This window comes from Acinetobacter sp. GG2 (genome assembly GCF_000292385.1).
Classification (GTDB): domain Bacteria; phylum Pseudomonadota; class Gammaproteobacteria; order Pseudomonadales; family Moraxellaceae; genus Acinetobacter; species Acinetobacter seifertii.
Genome location: NZ_ALOW01000006.1, coordinates 1 through 5863, shown reverse-complemented (window position 1 = coordinate 5863; position 5863 = coordinate 1). Strand labels below are relative to the sequence as shown.

Genomic DNA, 5863 nt, shown 5'->3' with positions numbered 1-5863 from the left:
TGCATTTATTTTTTAATTAACTTTTTATGCTATTGAGCTGTTCTACACCTAATGTAAACAAGCGATAAAATGCTTCTAGAGGACTCGTAGATTTGATTAAACGAGCTCTAAGAACTGCGCCTTCCCACCCAATCCAAAATTGGTAAGCCATTTCATTACAGTCTGTTAAGCTGTATTCAGAATAAAATTCACGTAAGCAATCAGAAATCATTTTCTGCCAGACCTGAAAAATACTTTCTATTCGAGCAATAATTTCAGGGGCTAAATAAGAAACCTCTTGCCCTAAGTTCCCCAGAATACAACCTCGCTTAAAATCATATTTCTGTAGTTTTTCTCCAGCGTCTTTTACAAAATTTTGTAGTTTTTCTAGAGGTGTAAGATCTGGTTGACTTAAAAACTTATTTAATCGTTTCACAAAATAAGTTTCATAAGCATCTAGGACTTCTAAAATAAACGCCTCTTTGTTTTCAAAATAATGATAGAACGAGCCTTTAGGGATTTGAATAGGCTTCATGAGATCATCTAAGCTCATGGCATTCATTCCACGTTCTGTAAGCAATTCAATACCACGACGTATTAATACGTCTTTCGTATCTGCATAGTTGATGCCATGTTTAGTGGGCCGACCACGTGGTCTTTTGGGTAAATTCGAATAATTCATATTTATAAAATAGACCATCCATCTAGAAATAGCAATCTTGTTAGATTAAAATTGATTTCAACAACTTATATAATTTTTTCTGACAATGACTTTCGAAATTTTTAGATACTTTATGATCTTCAACTTTGTAAAAAAAGTATAATGTAGACTTATTTAAAATTAATTAGTTGTTTTAAATCAAAAAGATAAAATGTGAAAATCATTTTAAACTTAAGTTTTGTGGTCTTTACTAGAAGTTTAGATTTTCAACTTCAATATTTAGGATAATTTTTAAGTATTTTCTAACTCTATAAAGTTAGTTACGACTGTAAGGACTTACACAGCTTTTTATTAGTTACATCATTTTAAAGTGCAAAAAATTAGAGACTTTAAGTAGAAATATCAAGCTCTTCCACTTAGCGATAACAACAGAGATAGAATCATGAATAAACGAATTTTAGGGGTAGTTATTGGAACTACGCTTGCATGCTTTCAAGCACAAGCGGCTGAGTTCAAATGCCAAGACGATGTAAAACCTGCACACTTGACTGCCGATGAACAGAAGCTTGTTGACCAGTTCTGGGCCGAGTCCCTAGTCTATTTAGACCAATACCTCAAGGCACTTGAGACGCCTACTGGTCAGTGCAAAGACTCAGCGCAAGCAACGACCCAAACTTATTCTTCCGAAACAGGAAAAGCGCAAACACGTTGTATTATGAAATACCGTGATGTTGAACTGGTTGCGAAACACCTTAGAGCTATATTAGCCGAGCCAGACAAAGCAAAGGCATGTTTCGACCCACAAAAGAATTATAAAGATTTCACACTCTACACCCCTAGCCTACAAGTGCAAAATTTGTCAGCAACCTCAAAATGGATTAACCGTCCATTACTAACCGATTACTACAAAAAAATGGGGGGCACAATTGGTGCAGCAGGCTTAGAGTTGAACGAAAATTTCTTAGCAATTACTTCACGTACCGACACTAAGTCACACTGGACGAAGGATGTCAGCATCAAAGGGCTACCAACACTTTGGTCTTCCGTAGGTTGGATCCCGCTATACGCAGAAAACTCAAATGCGGGAAGCGACCGTTTCCGTGGTGGTTATCTTTATGCGGAAGTCATGGGGCCTTGGGGTAACTTGCGAATTAAGGAAATTGATGGTGAAAAAGTAGGTGCAGAAATAGGTATGACCGTACAATTATTTAATACATCCTACCCCTACCATTATCACCACCCTCAAGAGATCTACATGACATTAACCAAGCCTCAGTGTATTGATCAAAATAAGTTTATGGTGATGCACTGGGATAGCAACCAATTCAAACAAAAACGTAGTGAAAAAGGCTGGAACGTTCAGATCGATGGTTCAAAAGGTAAATGGAAAAAGTGGTTTTCCAATCAAGATCCAGACCAGAAGTGGCTAACCTACTTTGAACGTAATTCCATCCATGCATTCCATGCACTTGAAGGTTGCAATCAAACGATTCAAAATTCTGGTTTAGTTACAGTTTGGGCTCGTACAACTGGACAAGATAATGAACAATCCACTCGGTTATGCCAACCTATCTCTGGTGATCCAAAAGATATAAAGAAAATGAAACCTGAAGAAAAGGTAATTTGTAAATTACACGACTGGAAACCTTAAGTATCCTTCCAAGTTCTTAGTAAAATAAGTCGTTGAAGAAGACTTTTTGCAGAAATATTTATAAGATAAACTTACTGCAAGCTCAATAAATGAGTTTGCAGTAAATCTAAAAATAAAATAGCAGCCCTCTTTTACATCTAGCCTTCAACTCGACAGGAAAGCAAAGCCACTTTTAAATAAAAATTAGGTTTCTTGCTTATACTTAATTAGTTTTAAAAGTAATATTAAAGCAACTACCATTAGCCAGATTAAAATTAAATACCTCATCAATAAGGTGGGGAACATAACCCAAATCCACCAAGAAGTAACCTCCTCGTCACTTGTTGAAAAATTAATTACTCTCCCCTTTTCATCTTCAAAACGAACACTACTAGCTACAATTTTATTACCATCAAGAAATATTGAAGGATAGGGAAAAAAACTTCCTTCTAATTTAAGCAATCTTTTAGGTTTATATAAGTCACAAAATGAACCATTTTCATTTCTAAAATATGCACAATTAATAAGAAAATTTTCATTATCTCTTTCTACGACTAACGACCTTATACGTCTATTTTTAAAATGAAATTCAGGCTCATAAACAACAAAACTCTCTTTTCTAGGAGTAAAAACTATACTGGGGTTAAGAGCACAAAGCAGTACAATCACACAGAAACTTAAGGAAAGGACAAGAACAAAATTTTTATAAATATATGAATATAATGAAAAAAATGGATCAACTACTTCTCTAAAGATCCACATTTTAAGTTTATAAATCACAACTATCCCCAACTATAAAACAATAGTAAAAAAAACCAGAAGCTAATAAAACACCTGTACTAAAAGTACCGACACATACAAGAAAATTTACAATCCATATTCTTTCTTGTTTTACATAATTTTTTAATAGTTTTGCTAAGATAAATAGCAAAAAAAACTACAAGAATATCTGTCGTAATAAAAATTAGCTTTTATTCTAATTTTGAATTCAAAAAGTTTTTTAAGTTAAACTGAGTTATGTCTTACTTAAGTTGTACACAGTGATTTTTAGTTAAAATGATTGGCGAGAACTATCAAATCTGCTCATAAAAAATTCCGATTTGTGTCAAATCGGAATTTTGCTTTCTTTGTAGTATATAGAAATTCTTAACACTATGATTTTAAAATCTTTTTAAATATGGTTTCGGATAACGCCCATTATGTTAAATTAATTTCATAAAATCTGAAGTACTATTTATTTTTTAGCTGTAACAGCCTTAAAACAAGGCTAGGGGTTAAAATAGATGTATAAGATTTTGCCAATTGAATAACTTTAAACTTAGACTCATTCTTTTGAAATATAACAATATTATCTTTGGAATTGACTAAATTGGGTTTATCCGCCTCTTCAAGAAGATAATTAGTTATAGCACTAACTGCCTCTGGATAGAGAGGAGCTAGGCGTTTCTTAAATTTTATGACATTTGCCATGATCTATCACTTAGTCTTTTTTTGAGTTTTATCTGCTTCATTTAGTAAGAAATCTCTTGTTTTTTCTACAACCCCATCTACTCCACCTAAAGTTTTTAGGCGACCATTTCGAGCAGCACTTCCAAATGTCATATTCCCTGTTCTAGGGTTTAGGTAAGGTTTACAAAAAGAATCACTCATGAGTTATATCCTAATGATTTAGCTATGATTTAAAAATTTAGTATGAATGGTTTAACTTAAAATAAATTATTCCTTTCAACTGTATTTACCTTTGATTTGTGATACTCGGCCTGGCGATAAGTTATATCTTGCAGCAATATCTTTATTACTTTCACCAGATCTAGCTTCTGCCATAATTGCCGTATCTCTCAATTCTCGACACTGTTCTTGTAATGCTGAAATTTGTTGCGATTGACTACTAATTTTCTTATTTTGCTTAGAAAAACCTTCCTCCATATCTCTACGTAACTCTTGTTGAGCCTCAGCAATTAAGGTTAAAGCATCTAAAACTTTTTGATTACTACGTCTGCTCATGATAAAACCATAAATTTAATTTACTAAATTAAATTTATTTAATTTAGTAAATTAATGCAAGTTTTTTTAGAGAAATATTTTTAAATGCTGCTAAAATTAAGACAATACACCTTATTCTAAATTTAATTTTATCTGATATAAATCATAGTCTTATTTTTTTAAAAAGCCCGACTCATAGTACTTGGGCTTTTTTAATGATTTGTCACCTTTCAGGATTAGTTTTTGATCAAATCTCAGCAATTTCATGTAATCTCTATTAATTCTAAAGCAGATAAATATCTAATCTAAATCCATCATATGTCATAAGAGTTACTAAACTTTTGAATTACTGAAATAGAAAATGACAATTTATATGTCACATAACAAATAGAAACCATGGCTTATGTTCGCTAGCTCAAATCCAAATAACCCAATACAGCTTTTTCAACTCGCTGCTGTAAATGGTTTAAATCGCTTTCCCCTGCTATGCCTGCCGCGTTAATCATTCCTTTGCTTAAAGCAATTACATCTTGTGCGGCTAACTGTGCATGTGAAATGCCAGAACGTATAAACAGATCAGAAATTATGGTTTCAAGTTCATGTTGAAGCTTACTTTCCTCACTGTCTTTTCCAATGAGTTCAGATGCAAACTCTAGTGTTCGTGCCAACTGTGGACGGCTCAATTGACGTTGCACAGCGGCTTGTATGATGAGTTTTAGTTTTTCTTTTAAATCTGAGGCATCACTTTGCTGTATGGCTTCAACAATACGTTTTGAAAGCTCAGCTCGCTCACGTCGAATTAACTCGACGATTAAAGCATCTTTAGATGGAAAGTATTGATATAGGCTACCAATGCTTACGCCAGCAATTTCAGCCACGGCATTTGTGTTAAATCCAGCAAATCCTAAAGACTCTAAAATGCGAGCAGCCGCCTCTAAAATAGCTTCAAAGGTAGTTACTGAACGTGCTTGACGCGGGCGTTTACGTGGGTCTGGGAGTGTTTCTGACATTGGCCGAAATACGAGTATTTAATGTGAGTAATCACTCATATACTGACTGAGTCATGTTGATATGACAAGAAAATGCTGTCTTTTCAGTTGAATTACAATTCGGCCCAGTCATGGAGTGGTTATGTCTAGAACCTATACTTTTTTTATTCATTTAAGAGCATTGCCTGCTTGGTTGGCTTTACCACGTGAAAAGCGGGCTGAGTTTAGTGCACAGAAGCTTGAACCTATTTTTGAGAAGTACCCGACTGTAAAAGTTCGCTGGTATGACGTTGAGGCATTTAGCACTAAAGCGAGTGATATTGCTATGTTTGAGGCCACATCTCTGCAAGATTATTATTTTGTGATTGATGCGATTCGAGACTCTGAGTTTTGTACAGTGCCCTACTTTGAGTTTGTAGAGATTATTCCTGCAATTGAAGATGGATATGTAGAGTATGAAGGTTCTTTATAGAAATTGCGGAAGACCTTTTAGCTTTACAAAATTTTCAACTTCATCATAAATATTGAATTCTCTAATATATTTAAAAAACTATTATTAACCAACAAACTTACAATTTATTATTAACACCACTAATACCAAATTAATATCAATATCAATAT

The 5863-nt window shown here is 33.8% G+C and carries 8 protein-coding genes; 2 read left to right on the top strand and 6 right to left on the bottom strand.

The window, feature by feature from the left end; translation table 11 throughout:
• Window positions 1-16: 16 nt before the first annotated feature.
• On the bottom strand, window positions 17-661 hold the full coding sequence (locus tag B554_RS0100100; RefSeq protein WP_019456519.1) for a TetR/AcrR family transcriptional regulator: 645 nt from the start codon (window positions 659-661) through the stop codon (window positions 17-19).
• A 421-nt stretch (window positions 662-1082) separates the two neighbouring features.
• Here B554_RS0100100 and dddY point away from each other — a divergent pair, with 421 nt between their 5' ends.
• Window positions 1083-2291: a dimethylsulfonioproprionate lyase DddY gene (gene dddY, locus B554_RS0100095; RefSeq protein WP_019456518.1), complete on the top strand. Its 1209-nt coding sequence runs from the start codon at window positions 1083-1085 to the stop codon at window positions 2289-2291.
• 183 nt (window positions 2292-2474) lie between these two features.
• On the opposite strand, the gene B554_RS0100090 is transcribed toward dddY, so the two are convergent.
• The 5 genes from B554_RS0100090 to B554_RS0100070 all read right to left on the bottom strand — a co-directional run bounded on the left by B554_RS0100090 (window position 2475) and on the right by B554_RS0100070 (window position 5263).
• A complete protein-coding gene (locus tag B554_RS0100090; protein WP_019456517.1) occupies window positions 2475-3050 on the bottom strand; it encodes a hypothetical protein in 576 nt (191 codons plus the stop codon).
• Between the two features lie 450 nt (window positions 3051-3500).
• The gene (locus B554_RS0100085; RefSeq protein ID WP_019456516.1) at window positions 3501-3740 is read right to left on the bottom strand and encodes a hypothetical protein; all 240 of its coding nucleotides are present in this window, start codon (window positions 3738-3740) and stop codon (window positions 3501-3503) included.
• 6 nt (window positions 3741-3746) lie between these two features.
• Window positions 3747-3920: a hypothetical protein gene (locus B554_RS18845; RefSeq protein ID WP_019456515.1), complete on the bottom strand. Its 174-nt coding sequence runs from the start codon at window positions 3918-3920 to the stop codon at window positions 3747-3749.
• 75 nt (window positions 3921-3995) lie between these two features.
• Window positions 3996-4274 (bottom strand): hypothetical protein, encoded by a 279-nt coding sequence (locus B554_RS0100075; RefSeq protein ID WP_019456514.1) that lies wholly within the window; start codon window positions 4272-4274, stop codon window positions 3996-3998.
• A gap of 389 nt (window positions 4275-4663) precedes the next feature.
• Window positions 4664-5263 (bottom strand): TetR/AcrR family transcriptional regulator, encoded by a 600-nt coding sequence (locus B554_RS0100070; RefSeq protein ID WP_019456513.1) that lies wholly within the window; start codon window positions 5261-5263, stop codon window positions 4664-4666.
• A 121-nt stretch (window positions 5264-5384) separates the two neighbouring features.
• Here B554_RS0100070 and B554_RS0100065 point away from each other — a divergent pair, with 121 nt between their 5' ends.
• Entirely contained in the window at window positions 5385-5714 is a 330-nt protein-coding gene (locus B554_RS0100065; protein WP_019456512.1) for a darcynin family protein, read from the top strand.
• Window positions 5715-5863 lie beyond the last annotated feature (149 nt).